Origin of the sequence: Cedecea neteri (genome assembly GCF_000758325.1) — a bacterium.
In the GTDB taxonomy this organism is placed as follows: Bacteria; Pseudomonadota; Gammaproteobacteria; order Enterobacterales; family Enterobacteriaceae; genus Cedecea; species Cedecea neteri_B.
The window spans coordinates 835,238-853,782 of sequence record NZ_CP009459.1; the positions used below are offsets into that span (position 1 = coordinate 835,238).

An 18,545-nucleotide genomic window follows, 5' to 3' on the forward strand; every position below is an offset into this window, starting at 1 on the left:
ATCAAAACCTGAAAACGTTTTCAGGTTTAAGCTAGAGGAGTCCGATAAGGCTTGTCAACGCCAGATCGCGCAACTGTTAACGGGATCAAAAAATAACGTGGAGGGAAAGGAACGGGCAGATGACTGGAAAAGAGATCCGCCGTTGAAATCTAACAGGATTCGCCGTTCAGCAGCGTAAGAGGGATTTTTTCGACTGCGATACCGGCAGCATTCTCATTCAAAATAGCCATTAACCTTGTCATCACCTCTTTGCCAATCAAAGCATTCTGGTGGTCAACGGTGGTAATGCGGGGAATAAAATACTCACTACCCGGGAAATATTCACAGCTCACTATGGCGATATTATCTGGCACAGACAGATTGTGGTCTTTTAGCGCACGGATCGCGCCTTTGGCGACATGATCGTTAATTGCCACAATAGCATCCGGCAAGATTTCATTCGTTGAAATCAGCGTTTCAATTGCCTCATAGCCATGCTGTAAATAAAAGTTATTCAGCACAATAAAACTATTTTCTACCGACAATTTTGCCGCTTCCAGCTCGGCCCGAAATACCGCTTCGCGCTCGCGAGTAATATACACATTCTTTGACCCACCGATAAAACCAATGCGCCGGTAACCTTTCTCAATCAGGTGGCGAGTCGCTAAGCGCACGCAGCCCGCCTGATCCCGTTCAACGCAGGCATATTCTACCCCCGGCAGCTGGCGCCCCACGACCACAACCGGCACGGTAGCGATCAGCTTTTTCAACTCCTGAAGGTAGGTTTCGCCGATATCGTTGTAGTCGATATTGCCGCCGAGAATGATCACGCCGTCTATCTGGCTGTCGGTAATGGAATTAAAAATATGCTCTTCGGGCACCACCGGCGCTTCTCGGGAGGCTTTGTTCGCCGATTGGGTGTCGTACAGCGTGACCTTGTAGCCCAGCCGCAAACTTTCGTGCTCAATCTGCGCCACCAGCATCACAAAGTAGGGGTTACTGATATCGGAAACGACAATCGCCAGGGTCTGGGTTTTCTTGGAAATCATCCCTCGCGCCAGCAGATTAGGGCTGAAGTTATGCTCCTGAATCACTTTTTCAACCCGGCTACGCGTTTTGTCCGCCACCCAGCTGTTTTTGTTCAGCACCCGGGAGACAGTGGCGATAGACACCTGCGCCAGCTCCGCAATATCCTTGATTGTCAGTGGTTTTTTCATCGATTCATTCTCATCCCGACCTGCGGATAATACTAGGGGAAGCGCCGCAGGGAAGCAAAGGCCAATCCAGAAAACAGCCGCCCCTCAGCCAGAAACATGCGGTGGTAAAAAAGACGCTTGACTCTGGAGTCAACTCCAGAGAGTAACATCGGTAATGAGAAAATTATCATTACCGGAGGGCGCCATGCTCAACACACCTCAAGACGGCAAAAAGCCACCGCAGTTTGCGTTTGCCAAACTAAGCCCGCTGCAGGCGGAAGGAGGCCCCTCCTGCTGCGCCGATGACGCCTGCTCTGCACAAAAACCGGAGCCAGAGATTGCCGACAACGGCAGCCGCTACAGCTGGCACGTCGCGGGGATGGACTGCGCGGCCTGCGCACGCAAAGTGGAAAATGCGGTGAAACAGGTGAGCGATGTGCAGCAAGTTCAGGTGGTATTTTCTACCGAAAAACTGCTGGTCAGCGCCTCAAGAGACATTCGCAACGACGTAGAGAAAGCGGTCAAGGCGGCAGGCTACACGCTGAACGACGCCAGCGCCCCGAAGCAGGAAAAAAGCAGCAGCCTGCAAGAGAACCTGCCGCTGATCCTGCTTATCGTCCTGATGGTCATTAGCTGGGGGCTCGAGCAATTCAACCATCCGCTCGGCAACCTGGCGTTTATCGCCACCACGCTGGTTGGCCTGTGGCCGATTGCGCGCCAGGCCGTGCGCCTGATTCGCAGCGGCAACTGGTTCGCCATTGAAACGCTGATGAGCGTCGCCGCAATCGGTGCGCTGTTTATCGGCGCAACCGCCGAGGCGGCGATGGTGCTGCTACTGTTCCTCATCGGTGAACGCCTCGAGTCCTATGCCGCCAGCCGTGCACGCCGCGGGGTAAGCGCCTTGATGGCGCTAAAGCCGGACGTCGCTATTCGCCTCCGGGACGGCGAGCGCGAAACCGTCGCGCAGGCCGATCTTCGCCCAGGTGACGTGATTGAAGTCGCCGCCGGGAGCCGCTTACCCGCCGACGGCCGCCTGCTCAGCGGCTTTGCAAGCTTCGACGAAAGTGCCCTAACCGGGGAATCCGTGCCGGTAGAGCGCCAGCAGGGCGAAAAAGTCGCCGCAGGCAGTACCAGCGTAGATCGCCTTGTTCAGCTGGAGGTCATTTCCGAGCCCGGCGACAGCGCCATCGACCGCATCCTGCGGCTGATTGAAGAAGCAGAGGAACGCCGCGCGCCTATCGAACGCTTTATCGATCGTTTTAGCCGGATTTACACGCCAATCATCATGCTGCTCGCGCTGCTGACCGCCGTCATCCCGCCGCTGTTCTTCGGCCAGGGCTGGGAACCGTGGATCTATAAAGGCCTGACGCTGCTGCTGATCGGCTGCCCATGCGCGCTGGTTATCTCCACGCCTGCAGCAATTACCTCTGGTCTGGCCGCCGCCGCTCGCCGAGGCGCGTTGATTAAAGGCGGAGCCGCGCTGGAACGCCTCGGTCAAATCCAGCAAGTCGCTTTCGATAAAACCGGCACCCTGACGGCAGGAAAACCTCAGGTTACGGCCATTGCGGTGGAAGAAGGGACAGAAGAAGATCAGCTTCTGGCGCTCGCCGCGGCGGTTGAACAAGGCTCCACCCACCCGCTGGCACAGGCTATTGTCAACGCGGCACAACAACGCAACTTGCCTTCTGTCGCCGCAGAAAATCACCGCGCGCTCGCCGGGGTTGGCGTGGAAGCCAGCATTCAGGGCGAAACGCTGCTGCTCAGCTCCCCGTCCAAACTTGACGACCAGACACTCAGCGAAACCTGGCAAAGGCGTATCGCGAAGCAGGAAGAAGAAGGCCAGACGGTGATCGTAGTGCTGCGTGAGGGTCAGCTGCTGGGCACCATCGCCATGCGTGACACTTTGCGCAGAGATGCGCGTGAAGCGGTGACGGCACTTCACCAGCTAGGGATTCAGGGCGTGATGCTGACAGGGGATAACCCGCGCGCGGCGGCGGCAATAGCCAACGAATTGGGCATTGATTACCGCGCCAGCCTGCTCCCGGCAGACAAAGTGGCGGCGGTGAACAAACTCAATGCCACCGCGCCGCTGGCAATGGTCGGCGACGGCATCAACGATGCCCCGGCGATGAAAGCAGCCACCATCGGCATCGCGATGGGCAGCGGCACCGACGTCGCGCTGGAAACCGCAGATGCCGCCCTGACCCACAACCGCCTGACCGAGCTGGCAGGTATGGTGCGGCTCGCCAGAGCCACTCATAACAACATTCGCCAGAACGTGACGATTGCGCTGGGGCTGAAGGGGATTTTCCTGATCACCACTCTGCTCGGCCTGACCGGCTTGTGGCTGGCGGTGTTGGCGGATTCAGGGGCTACCGCACTGGTCACGGCAAACGCCATTCGCCTGCTGCGGAAGAAATAGTTTTCGAGAGATAACGGGGCGCGAACATGCGCCTCGTTTAATGGCTCTTACGCAGCAAATAGCGGTAAGGCAGCGCGTCGGTTTCGCTGGCCACCAGCTCGTGTTCCATAAAACGGCAGAAACCGGGGATATCGCGCGTGGTGGCCGGGTCATCGGCTATCACTAGCAACGTTTCGCCAACGGGCATATTGCGCACGGTTTTACGCACCATCATCACCGGCTCCGGGCAGCGCAGGCCTAGAGCATCCAGCGTGTGGTCAGGGGTTGCGAACAAATCGGTCATAACTCTCTCAGGTCGTCAAAAACCGCGCTAGTTTACGCCGGGTAAAATCTGGCGCAAGCCGCGTGAACGATTGCGTTAAAATTAACCATTGCATTGAGAAACTAAAGCAGTATCATCCCCGCGCTTTACATTTTTGACTGGGTTCCCTCACCCCACTACTAAAAAGGCTACAACATGATGCAGTTCAGCACTCGCCAGCGCACTAACGCGCTGTTTTGGCTATCGCTTTTTCATTTGCTGGTGATCACCTCCAGTAACTATCTGGTTCAGCTTCCGGTCTCCGTCTTCGGGTTTCATACTACCTGGGGCGCCTTCAGCTTCCCGTTTATCTTCCTCGCGACTGACCTCACGGTGCGTATTTTCGGCGCTCCGCTGGCCCGGCGGATTATTTTCGCGGTGATGATCCCGGCGCTGGTGATTTCTTACGGCATCTCCTCTCTGTTTTACATGGGAAGCTGGCAGGGCTTTGAAGCGTTAATGCACTTCAACCTGTTTGTGGCCCGTATCGCGGTTGCCAGCTTCATGGCTTACGCGCTCGGCCAGATTCTGGACGTACACGTATTTAACCGCCTGCGCCAGAATCACTGCTGGTGGCTGGCGCCTACGGTGTCCACGCTGTTCGGTAACGTGAGCGATACGTTGTCATTCTTCTTTATCGCCTTCTGGCGCAGCCCGGACGCCTTTATGGCCCAGCACTGGGTGGAAATCGCCGTCGTTGATTACTGCTTCAAAGTGCTCATCAGCCTGATTTTCTTCCTGCCGATGTACGGCGTTCTGCTGAATATGCTGTTGAAACGCCTCGCAGATAAATCTGAAATCTCCGCGCTGCAGCCTGGTTAAACGCGGGCTGAATATCTTGTGTTAAGATGCAAGGATTGGCCTTTTGGCTTGCTAACGGAAAGGAAGAACGCGATGCGCAAACTGGTAAAATATGTCGGTATTGGCCTGCTGGTAGTGGGTCTTGCCGCCTGTGATAATAACGACAGCAAAACCGCCACCACCGGCGCGCCGGAAGCCAGCAGCGCCAGCGGTCAGCCAGTTGAACTGCTGGACGGCAAGCTGAGCTTTGCCCTGCCAGCGGACATGAGCGATCAGAGCGGCAAGGTGGGCACCCAGTCCAACAACATGCACGTTTATTCTGATGCAACCGGCCAGAAAGCAGTGATCGTGATTGTCAGTGACAACCCGACTAGCGACCTTGCCACGCTGGCAAAAGGCCTGGAAGAGCAGCAGCGCGCGCGCGACCCGCAGCTTCAGGTGGTGACCAACAAATCCATCGAGATTAAAGGCCACACCCTGCAGCAGCTGGACAGCGTGATCTCCGCCAAAGGGCAGACCGCGTACTCCTCCATCATCATTGGCAAAGTGGACGATAAACTGCTGACCATGCAGATCACGCTGCCTGCGGATAACCAGCAGCTGGCGCAGACCAACGCAGAAAACATCATCAACACCATCGTCATCAAGTAATCGCCGCGCGATACATCAATGGCTCCGCCTGTGCGGGGCCATTTTTTTCCTTCATTTTCAGACAGACCGCCGCCGTCGCCCTGCCAGGAAGCACTACACTAAAAGCACCTTTTCCCGATCGGACGTCTGCATGACAGCTCTACAACCTGATAAGACCGGCCTGCATATTTTGCTCAAACTCGCGGCCCTGGTGATTATTCTCGCCGGGATTCACGCCGCAGCCGACATCATCGTTCAGCTCCTGCTGGCCGTATTTTTCGCCATTGTTCTCAACCCGCTGGTGACCTGGTTTATGCGCCGTGGCTTTAATCGCCCGCTGGCGATTGCCATCGTGGTGCTGGTCATGCTGGTGATGCTCACTTTGCTGGTCGGCGTGCTGGCAACGTCGATGAATGACTTCATGGAGCAGATGCCGCAGTTCAACAAACTGCTGACGCAGAAAGTGCGTGAAATCGAACATGCGATGCCGTTTTTGCACCTGCCGCTGTCGCCGGAACGCCTGCTGCAAAAGCTGGACTCCGACAAGCTGATGACCTTTGCCACAACGCTGATGACAGGGCTTTCTGGGGCGATGGCCAGCGTGCTTTTGCTGGCGATGACGGTGATTTTTATGCTGTTCGAGGTGCGTCATGTCCCTTATAAACTCCGTTTTGCGCTGGCCAACCCTAAGCTGCACATCGCCGGCATGCACCGCGCGTTGAAAGGCGTCACCCACTACCTGGCGCTGAAAACCTTTATCAGTTTGCTGACCGGCATTGTTATCTGGCTGGGGCTAAAGCTGCTGGGCGTGCAGTTTGCGCTGATGTGGGGCGTGCTGGGCTTCTTGCTCAACTACATTCCCAACATTGGGTCGGTGATCTCCGCCGTGCCGCCGATGATTCAGGCTCTGCTGCTTAACGGCACCTATGAAATGCTGATGGTCGGGGCGCTGTTCCTGGTGGTACACATGGTGCTGGGGAATATTCTGGAACCCCGAATGATGGGGCGTGGGCTGGGGATGTCGACCTTTGTCGTATTTCTCTCCCTGCTCTTCTGGGGCTGGCTACTCGGCCCGGTGGGCATGCTGCTCTCGGTACCGCTCACCAGCGTTTGTAAAATCCTGATGGAATCCACCCAGGGCGGGGCGAAACTGGCGATCCTGCTGGGCCCCGGCAGGCCGAAAAAACGCCTGCCGGGATAATCCGGTTACGTTTTATCGCGCCCGGCGAGGCTGCTTAACATCGCCTCGCCAATGGCCACTTTGCCTTTGGCCATCAGCCCCTGCGCGGCCCCGGCCTGATCCTCACGTTTCTTGTTCTGCCCGAGCTTGGTCTTGCCGACAAGCGAGGCCAGCGGGATTTCTATCCCGACAATCGCTTTAAGCATTGAGTCGATAAACGCCGGGGGCGCATCGCTCACCTGCCACGGCATTTCCATCTGCGCCTCCTGCTGGCGCGTCAGACTGGTTATTTGCCGCAGCACAAAATCCACATCGTCCCGCACCGCAATCCTCCCCCGCGCCTGCACGGTCTGGTAGTTCCAGGTCGGCACCTCTTTGTGGTGCTCCTGCTTGCCCGGATACCAGCTCGGGGAGATATAACCTTGTGCGCCACGGAACACCACCAGTACGTCCTGCTCGGGCTGAAGGCCGCGCCACAATGGGTTCGCGCGGGCAATATGCGCGCGGAGCGTGCCGAATTCCCCCTCATCAGGGCAAAGCTCAAAGGGGATATCAAACGCTTCCAGCATACCGTCGATTTGTACAACCAACAGGCCCAGGGGATTGGCCTGAATAAGCCCTTGCAGCACAGCAATATCGGGCTCCTGAAAAGGGCGAGGCATATACATGGACAGACCTTCATTCGCGGTAATTTTGCCCAGCTTATGTTCAAAGTGGTTTATGATAAAGAACCAGATAATAGCAATATGACCGAGCCACAATTCATGTCACGTAAAGCCCGAGCCGTAGATATTCCCGCCATTGGCGAGCTTGACCGCCGCAGCGGGCAGCTTAGTTTGCAGCTAGCCAAAGCGCTGAAAAACGCCATTCACAAAGGCGAGCTGAAAAGCGGCGACCTGCTGCCCTCCACCCGCGTGTTGTCGGCGGCCCTTAGCGTGGCGCGCGGCACCGTGCTGGAGGCATTCGAGCAGCTGGTAGCGGAAGGGTTCCTTGAGTCAAAACACGGTTCCGGCACCCGAGTGGCCTACGCCCCGGAAAGCCCGCAGCCCGAACCGGCAGCTCGTACAGCGGCAGCCATCCCGCTTTCTGCCCAGGCGCAGGCCTTTGCCAGAGTAGGCGAACAGCTAAAAACGCTGGCGCCTAAGCCGTTTGCCGTCTCTGTTCCGGTTGGGGATACCGCGCCGGACGACGTGTGGCGCAGGCTCGGCAACCGCATTCGGGCGCGGGGTGCCGGTGCCCCGTCGGGCTATGCCGATCCGCAAGGCGTTCTGGTTCTGCGTGAGGCTATCTGTGAATACGTCAGAAAGTCGCGCTCGGTGCGCTGCACCCCGGAGCAGGTCATCATTACTTCCGGCAACCAGCACGGCCTCTACCTGACACTGCAAATCCTGCTGGAAGCGGGCGATGCCGTCTGGATGGAAGAGCCGGGCTACCCGGGGGCGACCTCTCTGTTTGAGACGATGTTCCGCGACCGCAACATGGTCAGAGTCGCCGTGGACGACGAAGGGCTGGACGTTGAGTTGGGGAAAAAGCTGGCCCCCAACGCCCGCGCTGCGTTTGTCACGCCCTCGCACCAATACCCGTTGGGCATGCCGCTCAGCATGTCGCGCCGTGCCGCATTGCTGGAATGGGCGCAGGCCAACCAGGCCTGGATCATTGAAGACGACTACGACAGCGAGATGCGCTACGCGGGTCACCCGTTCCCGGCGCTGCAGGGCCTGGGGCCGGAGAACGTTATCTACCTCGGCACCTTCAGCAAAATCCTCTTTCCGTCGCTGCGCCTCGGCTACGCCGTGGTGCCTCAGCAGCTGGTTTCCGCCTTCTGCGGGGCGCGAATTCTGATGGACAGGCAGCCGCCGGGGGCAGACCAGCACGTGCTGGCGAGCTTTATTTCGGAGGGGCATCTCGACCGCCACCTGCGCAAAATGCGAGGTGTTTATGCTGAAAAACGCCGCGTGTTAATGGCGGCGGTAGAACAATACATTTCCCCGGACGTGGCCTGGCTTCAACCCTGCGACCAGGGCATGCACATGGTGCTTTGGCTGCGTCAGGGCCTGGACGACCATCAGGTTGTGGAGCGGGCAATGCAGGCCGGAATCGCCGTTCGCGCGGTGTCGCACATGTTTACGCCTGAAAAACAGAAGTCCGGCATTCTGCTGGGCCTCGGTGGCTACAGCGACGAAGAGATCGTTCGCGCCGTGCAGCGTCTGAATGAAGTGCTATGCTCAAGTGCATCCCTGATTACGCCATGAACCTGGCAGGAGCCTGATTATGCTGACCTATTTAGAAAAAAATGAACCTGAAGAAAGCGCCACCCCCGCCAATGCGTCAGGGCTGATGCAGCAAAAAATGCTGGATTCCCGCTCGATTATTATCTCCGGCGAAATCACCCAGGCGATCACCAAAGAGGTGGTTGCCCAACTTTTGCTGCTGCAAAGCATCAACGACAAACCCATCAAGCTGTACCTCAACAGCCAGGGCGGCCACGTTGAGGCGGCGGACACCATTCATGACGTGATCAAATTCATCAAGCCGGAAGTCCATATCATCGGCACCGGCTGGGTTGCCAGCGCCGGGATCACCATCTTCCTCGCGGCAGACAAAAAACACCGCTATTCGCTGCCAAACACGCGCTTTATGATCCACCAGCCGCTGGGCGGCGTGCGCGGCCAGGCCACGGACATTGAGATCGAAGCCAGAGAGATCATTCGCATGCACGATCGCGTGAACAAGATGATCGCCGAGGCCACCGGGCAGCCGCTGGAGAAGGTGAAGCAGGACACCGATCGCAACTACTGGATGTCGCCGAAAGAAGCCATCGACTACGGCATTGTCGGCAAAGTCATTACCAGCTTCTCCGAGCTGAATATCGACTAACGCCTGAGAAACCGCCTTCACCGGCGGTTTTTCTTTCTAGCGAGAAAAGCGCTTAGCGCCGAACACGCAAACCAGCACGCCAAGCATCACGGCGATCATCGACGTATGCACTTCTTCATGAAGCAGCAGCCCGGCAAGCAACAGGCCAAAGAAGGGCTGCAGCAATTGAAGCTGTCCGACAGCGGCAATCCCGCCCAGCGCCAGACCGCGATACCAGAAAATAAACCCTATCCACATGCTGAACAGCGACACGTAGCCCAGCGCAAGCCAGGCCGGAGCACTGATAGCGGCTCCCGTAGCCGGAACGTTAAAAGCAGCGGCTACGGCACTAAGTGGCAGAGAAATCACTAACGCCCACGAAATCACCTGCCAGTCGCCCAACCGCCGGGTCAGCACCGCCCCTTCGGCATAGCCCAGCCCGCACAGCGCAATCGCCCCCAGCATCAACGTATCGCCCTGCCAGCCGCTGACCGAACCGTGGCTTAGCGCAAACCCCGCCACCAGCGCAGCACCCGCCAGAGAAAACAGCCAAAAAGCCGCTTTTGGCCTTTCACCTCCGCGCAGCACGCCAAAACAGGCGGTCGCCAGCGGCAACAGGCCGATGTAGACCAGCGAGTGTGCCGAGGTCGTGTGCTGCAGTGCCAAAGCCGTCAGCAGCGGGAAACCCAGCACCACACCGACGGCCACCAGGCAAAGCGGCAACCAGTCTCCCCGCTGCGGCCGTGGCTGCCGCAAAATCAGCAGCGTACCGGCCGCCAGCAGCGCCGCAAGCGTGGCCCGTATCGCCGTCAGAAAAAGGGGATCAAGCTCCAGCACCGCAACGCGCGTGGCAGGCAGCGAGCCGCTAAAAATAAGCATCCCCAAAAAGCCGCTGATCCAGCCTCGGGTTTGCGGGTGAGTTGTCGGCTGACTTAGCGGCAATGCGCTTCGATTTTGCATGGTGACTCCAGATCCTCAGATTGGCCTCCTATTCTGCTCAAAGCCGCCATAGCAGACAGATCCACAATGAACAAGAATCACCAGGCCAGCAAAAAAATCACTCACCAAAGAAGAAAATCTATCTTGGCAGTCAAGATTAAGTCATTTGTTAACCCTGACACTGATTCACATAATGCCCCAACACGGAGAGGCAAGCGGCAGCCTTTTTCTTCTTCGCTCTGTCGCTTTTCTCCCTCATTTCCGCTCGTGCAACGGCATGAGCCACACAACAAGAGGCAGTGAACCATGGCTTATTTGCAAATCACCCTTGATATCAGCGCGCAGAATCGCGCCGCAGCAGCGGGCGTTTACCAGCAGTACAAAGCGGCCTTCCTGACCACCATCGACGGTGCAGTCTCCAAAGAACTGCTGATCCGCGAGCAGGACGTCCAGGTGCTGCACGGCTTTAACACCGCCGCCCAGGCCGAAGCCTATCTGGGTTCTGAATTGTTTACCCGCGACGTGGTTGAAGCCCTGAAGCCGTTTCTGAACGCCGCCCCTGAAGTCCGCATTTATAGCGTCGCCTGAGATTAACTGAGAGGTTTGTATGTTGCTGAACTGGAATGAACATCGCGAAGAATTACTGGGTGTGGTGGGTGATTACGCGAAGCTGCAGCCGGAGTTTATGAAAGGGCTGATGAAGATGGACGCGGGCGCTTCCGCCATGGGCCACCTGGACGCCAAAACCCACGAGCTGATTGCGCTGGCGGTGGCGATCACCACCCGCTGTGACGGCTGCCTGTCGGTACACGTTAAAGCCGCCGCAAAACACGGTGCAACCCGGGAAGAGATTGCCGAAGCGCTGGCGGTCGCCATTTCGCTGAACACCGGGGCGGCGCTGACCTATACCGCTCACGCCCTGGACGCGTTCGACGCGCTGCCAAAAGCCTGAGCCTAAGCGGCATCCTTCCTGAGGATGCCGTTTTTTCACTGGAGAAAGCAAATGACCTACAAAGCGATGCAGGCCAGCGGCAACGGCAGCCTGGAACTTGTCGAGTGCTCCATACCTGAACCTGACGCAGGCGAAGTGCTGATAAAAATAGAAGCCTGCGGCATCTGTGGCGCTGACGGCGGCGTTATCGACGGTACGGAAAAGAACGTGGCTTACCCGCGCGTGCCGGGACATGAAGTTGTCGGCACGCTGATCAAACTCGGCAGCGGCGTACCGTCCGGCCTGCGTGTTGGGCAGCGGGTTGGCGTCGGCAGGCTTGGCGGGCACTGCAATGAATGCGATGCCTGCCGCCGCGGCGAGTTCACGCTTTGCAGTCATCAACCGGTCGTCGGCAGTTCACGGGACGGCGGCTATGCCGAAATGATGCTGGCGAAGGCGACCGGCCTTGTGGCGATCCCGGATACGCTAAGCGCAGTGGCCGCCGCGCCGCTGCTTTGCGCCGGAATAGCCACCTTTAACGCGGTGCGTAAATCAGGCGCTCAGCCTGGGGATAGCATCGCAGTCCTCGGCATTGGCGGCTTAGGCCACCTGGCGGTGCAATATGCCGCCAAAATGGGCTTCCGGGTTATTGCCATCGGGCGTGGGGGCGATAAAGCACAGGCTGCGCTAACGCTGGGTGCCAGCGATTATCTCGACAGCAGTCAGGACAATCCTGTCGAAGCACTGAAAAAACTCGGCGGTGTAAAAGCGATCGTTACCACGGTCACGGACAACGCTATTGCGTCCTCTTTGCTGCCCGCCCTGCAGCCCAAAGGCAAGCTAATGGTGCTCGGGGTCGGCCAGCAGCCGCTCATGCTTTCTCCGGGTATGCTGGTTGGCCGGGAGCTGTCCGTCGAAGGTTCGCTGACCGGCACGCCGTATGAAACGGAAAGCGCCCTGCGTTTTAGCCTGCTGAACAACGTGCAGCCGATGACGGAAATATTCCCGCTGGCGCAGGCCAACGAAGCGTGGCAAAAAATGAAGTCCGGCAAGGCACGATTCCGCATCGTGCTGACGATGTAAAACCCGGCGTCCATTTTTAATTTAAAAATTTTCTGCCTGATTTTCAGTCTCGCGTGACCTCTCTGAAGCAGTACTTCTTGTGACTCACCTTCAGGACGATAAACCTGATAGAGCCAGCCCAAGACGGTACTAAGCCTGTTATTTTTCACGGCCCTGGTAACCGGGCCGGGGAAATTTTGGATAGGCATGGCTCACATTAACTATTCTCAACGTGAAGATAAAGATAGGTATTGATATCTGTTTGCTGTTCGCGAGCAAGAGAGAAATACTTCATATAAGCAATATCTTTATGTTTTTCAGCAAGAACAAGTTCTTTTTTCTTACACATTTCTTCGCTGTAGCCCGATACATGGGGTATATGAACCGTGAAGCATTGTTTAGCAAAATAAAATTTACATCCTATTTTTTGCAATCGTATTCCCAGGTCAATATCTTCCCCACCCCAGCTGTTAAATGTTTCGTCAAACAATCCAACGCGATAAAAAGCATCTCTTGAAACACAGACGTTTCCTGTCCATAATATATCGCCGAATACCTTCCACCTATCATGATTACTTAAGTCATAGCCTAATAAATCAAACCGTGGATCGCGCATATCTATCACTCCCCGTTCATTAAACAGGGCCAACGTCCTATCGTCAAAGACATAATCTGTTGAGTGCAGAATAGATAAAATATCTTCATCATGATTAAAAGCAAAAATTTTCCCTAAAAAAACATCAACATCCTGATTTTTATCAAAATAATTAAGGTAATTGTTAATGAAATGGTTATGACAGACAAGGCCACTGTCAAGAAAAACAATATATTCACCCTCAGAGATCGCCGCACCGATATTTCGAGCCTTTGCAGCCCTAAAGCCTTTATCCTGATGATAAAAATATCTGACAAAGGTGAACATATCGCAGACAGTCCGGGTATCATCCATTGAACCATCATCAACAACAACTACATCGAAACTATTACTGTCGTTCATCTTCTGGACAGCCAGACTATTCAATGTTCGGAGTAAAGCATCCGAGTCATTATAGGTAGGTATCACAACGCAAATTTTCATATTCAATTCCTTTAAAATAGTAAAAACTCCCGACAAAGATAATATTATTAATACGTTCTACCGTTAAAATTTATCATCCCACGCAGCTGATTATTGATTACACAGCGCAACATCGCGCCATTATACAAATAGGTATTCCATCTATTATCAAGCACGTCAAAATAGTAGATTGGCAATACCAAATCATGATATCCTGACTTTTTATAAATTTCTGTCTGGTACGCAAAAAGGAATGAGTAATAAATACTTTCTTTCTTAAGATGACCATGAATGACAGACAGCATTTTTGTCGCCAGACCTTGTCTTTGAAATTCTGGAGAAACTGCAACATCACCTATTATTCCAGCGATAAATGCGTCGCCTTCATTGTACATTTCTCTAACATACAAAGCAGCATGGGCAATAATTTCACCGTGATTTTCGGGATGACGAATGATGACTCGCAACATTAACTCTGGCGTGATAACAAGATCCTTATCGCTACCAAATGAAGACTTTAAAAGAAAACAAGTGCCGTTATAGTCTTCATTTTTATATATCTCAACGTTCATATCCCCTCCTTGCTAAATACAGTTTACGTTTAACTTTATCTATTAGCTGGCGTTATACAGATTAACAATCCATTTTTTTGATTGTACACGATAGCAGTAAACAATACTTTTTAATGACTCCTCAATCACATAAAATGAGAACACAATCGTTAAACTGAAGTCAGGCATATTACTGTAATAGAAAAGCATTGGAAAACAAACCAACCACATAACTAATGTATCCGTCATAAACACAAAAAAATTATCTAATCCTGACTTCAATACACCGCTGGATAGCAAGATATTCAATGAACGCAACAACACAAACAATGCAATCAACGGATAAGCGTAATGATCTATCTCGTCATAGTTTATGATGTTAAAGTAAATAAAATTAAATACAGATAGTAGTGCAATAAATATCACTAAAACCATAAACATAAATGCTGTTAATACAATCGTAATATCGTAATTTGAAACTGAATTACTGACAATTTTTTTAGCTAAAGATATAGAATAATAATTTGAGAATCCAGCAGGCGCGGTGAAACAAAAGCTGATCCAGGGAATCATCAGGCTATAAATAAACATCTCTTCGTAGGCTATATTAAGTATTAACTTATAAATCATATAACCATATACAACCCACATTAAACCATTGAAAAAATACGGCAATGTTTTCATAAAAACAGCGCATGTTATTTTTATTTCCACATTCTGTTTGATACTTATAAAAAATGCTTCACGGCAACACTTCATTAGCGCAAATAATAATATTTTTAGCAACTTAGCAATTACAGAAGCCACTGCCACACCGGCAACCCCAGAAATAAAAGGCAGGTTGCACAACAGCCCAAAATAAATGCTTAGCATAGCATTAGAGATAACTTCAACACATGTCAAATATAAACATTTACGCGACGATCCAGAATTGTAGAGATAGAGATCAATAATACTACTAAAAGCATACAAAATAGTTATAGCGGGAAAATAATAAAGATATTCATTGAGCTGTTCATCTACAGAAGGAATAGACGTAAAATTCTGATAAAAACCTCTAAACACGACAAATGAAATAACTATAATAATCGCAGAAAATATCGACAACTGAGAAATACTTTTAAGATGACGAAAAAAGAATACCTTATCCTTATCATAAGATTGACTTAAAAATGAGCTGGCGCCAAATGTTAAAGCATAAATTAAGGTAAAAAAAGACCCTAAGATAATACCTACAGAAGAGCCAGCAATCGCCTGATCTTTACCTAGCAAACTAAGGACTGTACTATCAACTAATGGTAAAGAAAAAACCAGCATTGTCTGCATGATGAAGTTTAAAGAATTTCTTATATCGTGAAACACGCTACTTAATATGGTATTCATATAGCGTCTCTTTGCATTCTGTCGCGGACTGATGAAAATTGATTACTTCCGCTAAGATATCATCACCAACCTGTAAACCTTTTTCATACTTTTTCACTATTTCAATTTTATGTTCTAAATTGAATGTTATATCAATAACCGGAGAAAAAAACGCATCACACCATTTCCCTTTATTATTATAGGGAATATCCCGATAAAAATAGATATTCTCGCTATTACCCACATATTTCCGACCCAACAAAGAAAGCATTACATGATCTTTATGATCGCCATACCCCATGGGGAACAATATAAGATCATACGTTTCCATATGAATTAATTCATTTATATCTTTTTCTATTTTTTCCAGATCGTTGATGAAATCTTTATCAGGAAGTTCGTCTTTACCCATAAAAACGTCATCCCAAGAAAAAACCGGTAATTTTTGTGAAATATCTGGAATGGGAAAATAAGTAATCTGACCATTATTGAGCAAATTTCGCTCTTCAAAAGTTCTATCAATATTTACTAATAGATTATTACTATCATTATAAACCCCGCAGAAAACATTAATTATATGAATACTATTCGATTCATTTTTCGATAAGAAAGACAATAACCCGCCACAAGATAAAGCTGCATCATCAATATGTGGAGAAAATATGCACACCTTCATAAATAGCCTCTAATAGTATTTATAAAAGAGAATGGACCCGAGACTAATTCAATTATTCTACGCTGATTAGTCCTAACAATTTCATTTCGTTTTCTGTCAGATAAACTCTCATAATAATGAATAGCATTTTGTATCGATGGTACAGATAAGTCACTAAGATAGTGAGGGAGATACGTTATTTCCTGATAGCTTAATGAATGAGGGACAATAGGAATGACACCAAGAAATAAGCTTTCAATAACTCCGTAGCCATAAAGTTCCTCCCTCGACGGGAATATGGCATATTTATGAGAAGATAATTTATTATAGTAGCTATCTTTTCGTTCACCAAAAATTATATCAATACTGTCATCTGCTTCATTAAACTCTCTAATAATATCATATCCTTTCTCATAAGAAGGTCGGCCGCAATAACACATTCCTTTTCTATCAGATCTTGCATATTGTGCACTAATATCGGGTAAGTTACCCAAGGGCAACCAGCAAAAAATTGACTTCTCGGCCAGATTTTTATGCACTTCAGTAAATTGTCTCAGGGCAAATTGAGAGGGCAAAATAATGACATCCAGATACGATAACAAGCTATTCTCATATTGCAATACCCGTTGATAGTCTTGAGGACTAAGCTGATAGCTAAAACCATACTGCTGAAATTCCCCCCCATTGACCAAGCCAATCAGTTTGCAGTCCGGATAGTACATTTTTATAATTCTAAAATCGATAAACGTCGTATCGATAAAAATAGCGATAGAGGCATTAGACAAAACATCGCTTGAAATGATTTCAGCAGTTGTTCTTGATTTATTTATTAAAAAACCGCCTGAAGATAGATCTACATCCCGATCGATGCATATAATCTTATCATTGAAATCTGACTGAATGGCATCAAATATATTCTTTGTCCAATCCGTGTTATTTAGCCAAGGAAATATAATCTTCATAGTATGTTATCCATTTTGGTTAACAATGAACACTTGCATATATATGATACAAGATATCTGGCATTATAATTCCCGATAACATATTGCAGCAGTTGTGTATAATTAAAATGCTGAATCACTGATTTAATTTCAGTTGAAAAAAGATTTTCTATATCGGAAATTATCTTATTAAGCGCCTCAATCCTCTCTTCATATTCATCCTGATTAGATACCTGCTCTAACTTATGAAGATGTTGATATAAAACATTTAAAAATATTCTGTAGGCTCTCCTGTCAAATGCAATAGTACTCGTTTTTATTTTCAGCAAAATTTTTATTGCATCAATAATATCACTTTCACTCTTCCAATCGTCGTACAAGGCCATGGGAACCAGAAAAGGGCTTTTCCTGGTAAATATTTCAGCTATTGATTGAACAGAAAATAAATTAAAATAAGACATTCGATAAATAGTAATACATGGAATCTGTCGTTCAATACAGGCATGAACTACTGCCGTATCAGCACTGATACAAATATCACATTGATCATTAATAAAAGCACCCAGCTGATTCAGATTTTGCATCGCGTCACAAAATCTATACTCAGCGCATACACCAAGATCAATGAATGATTTAATCCATTCTTTTTCTTTATTTTGATTGAGTCCTCGCGAAATATAAAAAACGGCCCCTTCTATAGTTTCTGATAAAGAATAAATAAGATTAGAGATCATTTCAGGTGTAAGGTCCCTTTTTTCTTTCGAGGTGAACGGATTAATAAATACTACTTTCACATTCTTGGGCAGCTTACGTTCACCCATCCTCATCAAAGCATCATCATTATTAATAAAAGGAGAACAGCAGTCCTGCATATAATCTTCTATACCTTTATCAATAAGAATAGGGTCACTTTTATGGTATTTAAAATGAAAAAGCTCATTACTTTTACGAGAAAAATAACTATTTCTTCCATTTAGTATGACTTTAAACCTATTATTAACAGAAAGCCTTTGAAGAATCTCGCATGTAAACGTGCTATTGACATCAATAAAATCAGAGATAACGATCAGATCGTAGTGTTCAAAATTACAAGTTTTTAACTCTTCATATTCATAAAAGGTCAATTTATTGTGATGATGTAAGTGTTGATAGCTCCGCGTGTATACATCAACTTCTAGCGCATGAAAACTGCTTAAAAAAGCTTTAGGGTAATAGAGGCTAATAAACGAGTCGCCAATATTAGTTCCATTATCATGATTATGCGGATCAACATAGAGCATTTTATTTACCAGCCCAATATCTTTTCTTACCTTTTTATAAAATTGCTCAATGCTATTTTCTATATTATAGTGGTAGATTAATTTATCAGCCAATAATGTACTCAAATAGCTTTTATGTTGTAGTTCTCTAATGATATCTCCTCTTACAATATATCTGTAACGGTTGTCAGCACTGAAATCACTATCTATTTTCAATACCAAATGGCCAATTGGAAAAGGAAACCCAATTGTCACATTCACGACGTCTGAGCCTGAGGATTTACCTTCATCATTAGCCGCAAGTAAAAGGGATTCATCAACTTCAATAAATGAACAATCAAGTTTATTACCCAATAAAGAAATACGCTCTCGATTTTTGATAATTATATGCTTAACCTTTTCTTCAGTTATCTGTTCCATTTA

Annotated in this window: 19 protein-coding genes; 9 read left to right on the forward strand and 10 right to left on the reverse strand. The window is 49.9% G+C overall.

The features are described from left to right. Window positions 1–149: 149 nt before the first annotated feature. Entirely contained in the window at window positions 150–1,196 is a 1,047-nt protein-coding gene (locus LH86_RS04020; protein ID WP_039298544.1) for a LacI family DNA-binding transcriptional regulator, read from the reverse strand. Between the two features lie 184 nt (window positions 1,197–1,380). On the opposite strand from LH86_RS04020, the gene zntA reads away from it, so the two are divergent. Further along, entirely contained in the window at window positions 1,381–3,597 is a 2,217-nt protein-coding gene (zntA, locus tag LH86_RS04025; RefSeq protein ID WP_039298547.1) for a Zn(II)/Cd(II)/Pb(II) translocating P-type ATPase ZntA, read from the forward strand. A 37-nt stretch (window positions 3,598–3,634) separates the two neighbouring features. Here zntA and tusA read toward each other — a convergent pair whose 3' ends face one another. Continuing rightward, window positions 3,635–3,880, reverse strand: coding sequence for a sulfurtransferase TusA (gene tusA / locus LH86_RS04030; protein ID WP_008458604.1), 246 nt, complete (start codon window positions 3,878–3,880; stop codon window positions 3,635–3,637). A gap of 174 nt (window positions 3,881–4,054) precedes the next feature. Here tusA and LH86_RS04035 point away from each other — a divergent pair, with 174 nt between their 5' ends. The 3 genes from LH86_RS04035 to LH86_RS04045 all read left to right on the forward strand — a co-directional run bounded on the left by LH86_RS04035 (window position 4,055) and on the right by LH86_RS04045 (window position 6,530). Further along, window positions 4,055–4,720, forward strand: coding sequence for a 7-cyano-7-deazaguanine/7-aminomethyl-7-deazaguanine transporter (locus LH86_RS04035; protein WP_039298550.1), 666 nt, complete (start codon window positions 4,055–4,057; stop codon window positions 4,718–4,720). A 72-nt stretch (window positions 4,721–4,792) separates the two neighbouring features. Continuing rightward, window positions 4,793–5,350 carry a DcrB family lipoprotein gene (locus LH86_RS04040; RefSeq protein ID WP_008458608.1) on the forward strand — a complete coding sequence of 186 codons (558 nt, stop codon included), beginning with the start codon at window positions 4,793–4,795 and terminating at the stop codon, window positions 5,348–5,350. Between the two features lie 130 nt (window positions 5,351–5,480). After that, a complete protein-coding gene (locus tag LH86_RS04045; protein WP_039298553.1) occupies window positions 5,481–6,530 on the forward strand; it encodes an AI-2E family transporter in 1,050 nt (349 codons plus the stop codon). A 5-nt stretch (window positions 6,531–6,535) separates the two neighbouring features. Here LH86_RS04045 and LH86_RS04050 read toward each other — a convergent pair whose 3' ends face one another. Next, window positions 6,536–7,177 (reverse strand): FMN-binding negative transcriptional regulator, encoded by a 642-nt coding sequence (locus LH86_RS04050; RefSeq protein WP_039305903.1) that lies wholly within the window; start codon window positions 7,175–7,177, stop codon window positions 6,536–6,538. 96 nt (window positions 7,178–7,273) lie between these two features. On the opposite strand from LH86_RS04050, the gene LH86_RS04055 reads away from it, so the two are divergent. Both LH86_RS04055 and LH86_RS04060 read left to right on the forward strand, forming a co-directional pair. Next, the gene (locus tag LH86_RS04055; protein ID WP_039305905.1) at window positions 7,274–8,761 is read left to right on the forward strand and encodes a PLP-dependent aminotransferase family protein; all 1,488 of its coding nucleotides are present in this window, start codon (window positions 7,274–7,276) and stop codon (window positions 8,759–8,761) included. Between the two features lie 19 nt (window positions 8,762–8,780). Beyond that, window positions 8,781–9,386, forward strand: coding sequence for an ATP-dependent Clp protease proteolytic subunit (locus LH86_RS04060; protein ID WP_039298557.1), 606 nt, complete (start codon window positions 8,781–8,783; stop codon window positions 9,384–9,386). 36 nt (window positions 9,387–9,422) lie between these two features. On the opposite strand, the gene LH86_RS04065 is transcribed toward LH86_RS04060, so the two are convergent. After that, complete coding sequence (locus LH86_RS04065; RefSeq protein WP_039298560.1) at window positions 9,423–10,325, reverse strand: DMT family transporter; 903 nt, start codon at window positions 10,323–10,325, stop codon at window positions 9,423–9,425. A 285-nt stretch (window positions 10,326–10,610) separates the two neighbouring features. Between LH86_RS04065 and LH86_RS04070 the strand changes: the two genes are divergently transcribed. The 3 genes from LH86_RS04070 to LH86_RS04080 are packed head-to-tail and all read left to right on the forward strand — an operon-like array spanning window position 10,611 to window position 12,318. After that, window positions 10,611–10,892 (forward strand): hypothetical protein, encoded by a 282-nt coding sequence (locus tag LH86_RS04070; RefSeq protein ID WP_039298563.1) that lies wholly within the window; start codon window positions 10,611–10,613, stop codon window positions 10,890–10,892. 19 nt (window positions 10,893–10,911) lie between these two features. Beyond that, the gene (locus LH86_RS04075; RefSeq protein WP_008458624.1) at window positions 10,912–11,256 is read left to right on the forward strand and encodes a carboxymuconolactone decarboxylase family protein; all 345 of its coding nucleotides are present in this window, start codon (window positions 10,912–10,914) and stop codon (window positions 11,254–11,256) included. 51 nt (window positions 11,257–11,307) lie between these two features. After that, a complete protein-coding gene (locus LH86_RS04080) occupies window positions 11,308–12,318 on the forward strand; it encodes an alcohol dehydrogenase (protein WP_081942992.1) in 1,011 nt (336 codons plus the stop codon). A gap of 196 nt (window positions 12,319–12,514) precedes the next feature. On the opposite strand, the gene LH86_RS04085 is transcribed toward LH86_RS04080, so the two are convergent. The 6 genes from LH86_RS04085 to LH86_RS04110 are packed head-to-tail and all read right to left on the reverse strand — an operon-like array spanning window position 12,515 to window position 18,542. After that, window positions 12,515–13,375, reverse strand: a complete 861-nt coding sequence (locus LH86_RS04085) for a glycosyltransferase (protein WP_039298571.1) — start codon at window positions 13,373–13,375, stop codon at window positions 12,515–12,517. Window positions 13,376–13,422: 47 nt separating this feature from the next. Then, window positions 13,423–13,926, reverse strand: a complete 504-nt coding sequence (locus LH86_RS04090; RefSeq protein WP_039298573.1) for a GNAT family N-acetyltransferase — start codon at window positions 13,924–13,926, stop codon at window positions 13,423–13,425. 42 nt (window positions 13,927–13,968) lie between these two features. Beyond that, window positions 13,969–15,288, reverse strand: coding sequence for a hypothetical protein (locus tag LH86_RS04095; RefSeq protein ID WP_039298574.1), 1,320 nt, complete (start codon window positions 15,286–15,288; stop codon window positions 13,969–13,971). Next, a complete protein-coding gene (locus tag LH86_RS04100) occupies window positions 15,269–15,943 on the reverse strand; it encodes a PIG-L family deacetylase (RefSeq protein WP_071842811.1) in 675 nt (224 codons plus the stop codon). The genes LH86_RS04095 and LH86_RS04100 overlap by 20 nt, the downstream gene beginning before the upstream one ends. Further along, on the reverse strand, window positions 15,940–16,884 hold the full coding sequence (locus LH86_RS04105) for a hypothetical protein (RefSeq protein ID WP_039298578.1): 945 nt from the start codon (window positions 16,882–16,884) through the stop codon (window positions 15,940–15,942). Before LH86_RS04105 ends, LH86_RS04100 begins: the two co-directional genes overlap by 4 nt. Beyond that, entirely contained in the window at window positions 16,881–18,542 is a 1,662-nt protein-coding gene (locus LH86_RS04110) for a hypothetical protein (RefSeq protein ID WP_039298580.1), read from the reverse strand. Before LH86_RS04110 ends, LH86_RS04105 begins: the two co-directional genes overlap by 4 nt. Between the last annotated feature and the right edge of the window lie 3 nt (window positions 18,543–18,545).

Coding starts and splice junctions, on each gene's coding strand:
- LH86_RS04075 (WP_008458624.1), top strand. CDS start 10,912: ATGTTGCTGAACTGGAATGAACATCGCGAAGAATTACTGGGTGTGGTG.
- LH86_RS04095 (WP_039298574.1), bottom strand. CDS start 15,288: ATGAATACCATATTAAGTAGCGTGTTTCACGATATAAGAAATTCTTTA.
- LH86_RS04020 (WP_039298544.1), bottom strand. CDS start 1,196: ATGAAAAAACCACTGACAATCAAGGATATTGCGGAGCTGGCGCAGGTG.
- LH86_RS04060 (WP_039298557.1), top strand. CDS start 8,781: ATGCTGACCTATTTAGAAAAAAATGAACCTGAAGAAAGCGCCACCCCC.
- LH86_RS04065 (WP_039298560.1), bottom strand. CDS start 10,325: ATGCAAAATCGAAGCGCATTGCCGCTAAGTCAGCCGACAACTCACCCG.
- LH86_RS04080 (WP_081942992.1), top strand. CDS start 11,308: ATGACCTACAAAGCGATGCAGGCCAGCGGCAACGGCAGCCTGGAACTT.
- LH86_RS04100 (WP_071842811.1), bottom strand. CDS start 15,943: ATGAAGGTGTGCATATTTTCTCCACATATTGATGATGCAGCTTTATCT.
- LH86_RS04070 (WP_039298563.1), top strand. CDS start 10,611: ATGGCTTATTTGCAAATCACCCTTGATATCAGCGCGCAGAATCGCGCC.
- LH86_RS04035 (WP_039298550.1), top strand. CDS start 4,055: ATGATGCAGTTCAGCACTCGCCAGCGCACTAACGCGCTGTTTTGGCTA.
- LH86_RS04105 (WP_039298578.1), bottom strand. CDS start 16,884: ATGAAGATTATATTTCCTTGGCTAAATAACACGGATTGGACAAAGAAT.
- LH86_RS04040 (WP_008458608.1), top strand. CDS start 4,793: ATGCGCAAACTGGTAAAATATGTCGGTATTGGCCTGCTGGTAGTGGGT.
- zntA (WP_039298547.1), top strand. CDS start 1,381: ATGCTCAACACACCTCAAGACGGCAAAAAGCCACCGCAGTTTGCGTTT.
- LH86_RS04045 (WP_039298553.1), top strand. CDS start 5,481: ATGACAGCTCTACAACCTGATAAGACCGGCCTGCATATTTTGCTCAAA.
- tusA (WP_008458604.1), bottom strand. CDS start 3,880: ATGACCGATTTGTTCGCAACCCCTGACCACACGCTGGATGCTCTAGGC.
- LH86_RS04090 (WP_039298573.1), bottom strand. CDS start 13,926: ATGAACGTTGAGATATATAAAAATGAAGACTATAACGGCACTTGTTTT.
- LH86_RS04085 (WP_039298571.1), bottom strand. CDS start 13,375: ATGAAAATTTGCGTTGTGATACCTACCTATAATGACTCGGATGCTTTA.
- LH86_RS04050 (WP_039305903.1), bottom strand. CDS start 7,177: ATGTATATGCCTCGCCCTTTTCAGGAGCCCGATATTGCTGTGCTGCAA.
- LH86_RS04110 (WP_039298580.1), bottom strand. CDS start 18,542: ATGGAACAGATAACTGAAGAAAAGGTTAAGCATATAATTATCAAAAAT.
- LH86_RS04055 (WP_039305905.1), top strand. CDS start 7,274: ATGTCACGTAAAGCCCGAGCCGTAGATATTCCCGCCATTGGCGAGCTT.